This window comes from Kitasatospora sp. NPDC057512, assembly GCF_042802135.1.
Classification (GTDB): domain Bacteria; phylum Actinomycetota; class Actinomycetes; order Streptomycetales; family Streptomycetaceae; genus Kitasatospora.
Map to the genome: position 1 here is coordinate 1 of NZ_JBHVET010000674.1, position 4,750 is coordinate 4,750.

1 protein-coding gene and 1 pseudogene are annotated in these 4,750 nt (G+C 77.7%); both read right to left on the bottom strand.

Features of this window, described 5'->3' with window-relative positions:
• Positions 1–1,689: pseudogene (locus ACFU6K_RS31650) on the bottom strand (type I polyketide synthase); the annotation flags it as partial.
• 94 nt (positions 1,690–1,783) lie between these two features.
• Positions 1,784–4,750, bottom strand: a 2,967-nt coding sequence (locus ACFU6K_RS31655) for an SDR family NAD(P)-dependent oxidoreductase (RefSeq protein WP_380668861.1), incomplete at its 5' end; no start/stop codon positions are given.

The following is a 4,750-nucleotide window of genomic DNA, read 5'->3' on the forward strand; positions in this document are numbered from 1 at the left end:
GGTCCGGGTACCGACCCGGACCCCGGGCGGCGGCTCCTCCCCCCGGCGGGTCCGCAGGAGGAGGTCCCGCAGCTCGGCGGCCGAGGAGGCGACGGCCGTCAGCCGGTGCGGGAAGTGCGCCCGGCCGAGACCGGTGGCCCGGCAGACCGCCGCCAACCCGAACCCGCCGGCCGCACCGGGCCCGTCGTCGGCGAGCAACTCGGTGTAGCGGTCGGTGAGTTCGGCGAGCGCGGCCGACGACTTGGCGGACAGGGTCAGCAGCCGCGGCCCGCCCGGACCGGCCTCCCCGTCCCCGGTCTCCCCAGCCTCGGCCGGGGCGGCCGGGGCCTCCTCGATGATCACGTGGGCGTTGGTGCCGCTGATGCCCTGCGAGGACACCCCGGCCCGCCTGGGCCCGGCCGTCCGCGGCCAGGCGGCCGGCTCGGCGACGAGCTCGACCGCGCCCGCCGACCAGTCGACGTGCGGGGTGGGATCGTCCGCGTACAGGGTGGCGGGGAGGGTGCCGTGACGCATCGACAGCACCGTCTTGATCACCCCGGCGACGCCCGCCGCCGCCTGGGAGTGCCCGATGTTGGGCTTCAACGAGCCCAGCCGCAGCGGCCGGTCCCGGTCCTGCCCGTAGGCGGCCAGCAGGGCGCGCGCCTCGATCGGGTCGCCGAGCTCCGTGCCGGTGCTGCTCGCCTCCACCACCTGGACGTCGCCGGGCGACAGCCGCGCGTCCGCCAGCGCCTGCCGGATGACCCGCTGCTGCGCGGACCCGCTCGGCGCGGTGAAGCCGTTGCTGGCACCGTCCTGGTTCACCGCGCTGCCGCGCACCACGGCCAGCACCGGGTGGCCGCGCCGCCGCGCGTCCGACAGCCGTTCCAGCAGCAGCACGCCCACACCCTCGGAGAGCCCGCTGCCGCCGGCCCCGGCGGAGAACGGGCGACACCGGCCGTCCGGCGCCACGCCCTGCATCCTGGTGAACTCGGTGAACAGCTGCGGGGTGGACATGATCGTCGCGCCGCCCGCCAGCGCCATCGTGCACTCGCCGCCGCGCAGCGACCGGACGGCCAGGTGCAGCGCGACCAGCGAGGACGAACAGGCCGTCTCCACGGTGATCGCCGGACCGCGCAGGCCGAGCGTGTACGAGATCCGGCCGGACGCCGCGCCGCCCACCGCCCCGGTGGTCAGGAAGCCCTCGGCCTCCTCGGGCACCTCGCCGCGCCCCAGCCCGTAGTCGAGGTTCGACAGACCGGCGAACACGCCGGTCTCGGTGTCGCGCACCGACTCCGGGTCGATCCCGGCGTCCTCGAAGGCCCGCCAGGCGGTCTCCAGCAGCAACCGCTGCTGCGGGTCCATGGCCAGCGCCTCGCGCGGGCTGATCCCGAAGAAGCCGGCGTCGAACTCGGCCGCGTCGTACAGGAATCCGCCGGAACCGGTCAGGCTCCGGCCACCGCCCTCGGGGTCGTGCAGCCCCTCCTCCCAGCCCCGGTCACGGGGGAAGGCGCCGACGGTCTCCCCGCCCTCGGCCAGCAGCCGCCACAGCGCGTCGGGCGAGTCGACCCCGCCCGGGTACCGGCACGCCATGCCGACGATCGCGATCGGCTCCCGCTCCCCCTCCTCCAGCTCGCGCAGGCGCCCGCGCGCCTCGTGCAGGTCGAGGGTGAGGCGCTTGAGGTATCCGAGCAGCTTCTCGTCCGATGCTGATGCCATGACGGATCGGTCCTCCGTGGGGATCTGGTGGGCTCGTGGTCGTAGGGGGTGGGGGTGGGGCGGGCGGACCGGGGTCAGAGGACCGGGGTCAGATGAGCTCGCGGTCGATGAAGTCGAGGAGCTCCTCGGCGGTCGCGGCCTCGACGAGGGCCGCCACGTCCTCGTCGAGGGCCGTCGCGTCCTCGTCGGGCTCCCCAGTGGGCTCCCCGGCGGCCGGCTCGGGCCCGGTTCCCTGAGCGGGCCCGCTCTCCCGGACGGGCGGGGCGAGCCCGGCGTCCAGGACGGCGACCAGCTCGGGCAGCGTCGGCGCCTCGAACAGCAGGGTGAGCGGGAGCTTGAGCCCCGTCGCCGTGCCGAGGCGGTTGCGGAACTCGACCGAGGTGAGCGAGTCGAAGCCGAGCTCGCCGAACGGCCGGTCGTCCGGGATCGCCTCGGGCCGGGAGCCCAGGACGGCGGCCATGTGGGTCCGGACCAGGTCGGCCAGGACGTCGGCGCGTTCACCGGCGGTCAGGCCGCCCAGCTCCTCGCGCAGCGGGCGGTGCCGCCGTGGCGTCGGGCCGTTCCCGCCCCGCCCCGCCCCGGCGGCCGCCACGACCTCGCGCAGCACCGGCGGGAGGTCCGGTCCGAGGTCGCGCAGGACCTCGCGGTCGAGCCGGGCGGGCACCAGGACGGCGTGCGGTGACGGCAGCGCCGCGTCCAGCAGGGCCAGGCCGTGCTCGGGGGCGATCTCCACCAGCCCGGCCCGGGCGAACCGGGCGCGGTCGGCGTCCCCGAGGGCGCCCAGCATGCCGTCCCGGTCGCCCCACAGGCCCCAGGCCAGCGCGAGGGCGGGCAGGCCCTGGGCGCGACGGTGCCGGGCGAGCGCGTCGAGGAAGGCGTTGGCGGCGGTGTAGCCGCCCTGGCCGGCGCCGCCGAGCGTCCCCATCACCGAGGAGACCAGGACGAAGGCGGTGAGCGGGTGACCGGCGGTCAGCTCGTGCAGGTGCCAGGCGCCGTCGGCCTTGACCCGCATCACCCGGTCGATCTGCGCGGGGGTGAGCGAGGTGACGGGCGCGTCGTCCACCACGCCGGCGGCGTGGACCACGGCGGTCAGCGGGTGCCGGGCGGGGACCGCCGCGATCATCGCGGCGACGGCGGCCCGGTCGGCGACGTCCACGGCCGCGAACGCCACCTCGGCGCCGAGCGCGGTCAGTTCGGCCGCCAGCTCGACGGCTCCCGGCGCGTCGCCTCCCCGGCGGCCGGCCAGCAGGAGCCGCCGGGCGCCGTGCCCGGTGACCAGGTGCCGCGCCACGGCCCGGCCGATGGCGCCCGTCCCGCCGGTGATCAGGACGGTTCCGTCCGGGTCGAGGACCGGCGGGACGGTGAGCACGACCTTGCCGACGTGGGTGCCCTGGCGCAGCAGCCCGAAGGCCTCGGGCGCCCGCCGGACGTCCAGGTCGGTGACGGCGGGCCAGCCGAACGCGCCCAGGGCGAACAGCTCGACCGTCCGCTCCAGCAGGCGGGCGAGGTGCTCGGGCGGCAGCTGGAGCAGGTTGAACGCCCGGTAGCGCACGCCGGGGTGCGCGGCGGCCACCTCGGCCGGGTCGCGCTGTTCGGTCCGGCCGAGCTCGACCAGGAGCCCGCCGGGACGCAGCAGCCGCAGCGACTCGTCGACGAGCTCGCCGGTCAGCGAGTTCAGGACGAGCGCCATCCGCCGGTCGCCCGTCTCCGGGCCGGCACCGAGGCCTTCGCCGAAGCGGGCGCCGAAGCCGGGCTCGCGGGAGGAGGCGAGGTGGTCGTCGTCCAGGCCGAGGGCGCGCAGCGCGGGCCACTTGGCGGGGCTCGCGGTCGCGAAGACCTCCGCACCCAGGTGCCGGGCCAGCTGGACGGCGGCCAGGCCGACGCCGCCCGCCCCGGCGTGGATCAGCACCCGGTCCCCCGCGCCCACGCCGCCCAGTTCGACCAGGGCGTGCAGGGCGGTCAGGTGGGCGACCGGCACGGCGGCGGCCCGGGTGAAGGACCAGTCGTCCGGGATCCTGACCAGGGTGCGGTGGTCGGCCTGGGCCACCGTGCCGAACGCGGCCGGGAACAGGCCCGTCACCCGGTCGCCGACGGCCAGGCCGGTGACCCCGGGCCCGGTCGCGGTGACCACGCCCGCGCCCTCCAGGCCGAGCGGGCCCGGATCGCCGGGGTGCATGTCGAGCGCGCCCAGGACGTCGTGGAAGTTGAGCCCGGCGGCGCGGACCGCGACCCGGACCCGGCCGGGGCCGGGTTCGGCCGCGGCCTCGGGGCAGGGGCGCAGCTCCAGGCCGGCGAGGGTGCCGCGCTCGGGGATGTCCAGGTGCCAGGCCGCCGCGTCCTCGGGGGGCCGCAGCGCGGGATCACCCACGGCGGACACCAGTCGGGGCACCAGGACGGCGCCGTCGCGGACGGCCAGCTGGTTCTCCTCCGGGGTCAGTACGGCGGCCGGGACCTCGGGGGTGCCGGGGGCCGTGGTGGTGCCGGGGGTCGCGGGAGCTTCGGGGGCCAGGTCGACCAGGGTGAGCCGGCCGGGGTGCTCGACCTGGGCGGTGCGCACCAGGCCCCAGACCGCCGCCTGGGCGAGGTCCCGGACGGTCTCACCGGGCCGCACGGCGACCGCGCCCCGGGTGACCATCACCAGGCGGGACCCGGCGAGCCGGTCCTCGGCGAGCCACCGGGCGAGCAGGTCCCGGGTGCGGTGGACGGCGTTCCTGGCCGCCGTCGCCGGGTCGGTGGCGTCGTGCGGTCCGTGCGGTCCGTGCGGTCCGGTCGGGCAGCTCACCACGGTGGGCCTGGCCGGGTCGGCCGCCGCGAGCGGCGCGTCCGGGTCGAGGGCGTCCCACGGAACGACCGGCACCGGCGCGGCGGACGGCTCTGACACCGGCTCCCGCACCGGCTCCCGCAGCGGTTCCCGCAGTGGCTCCCCGCCGAGGGCGAACAGCGAGTCGCGCGCGGCGGCGGCCGGGTCGGCGGGGCGCCCCGCCGCGACCGGGCGCAGCTCCACCGCCTCGACCAGCCCCACCGGCTCCCCCGACGCGTCGAGGAGGGCCAACGC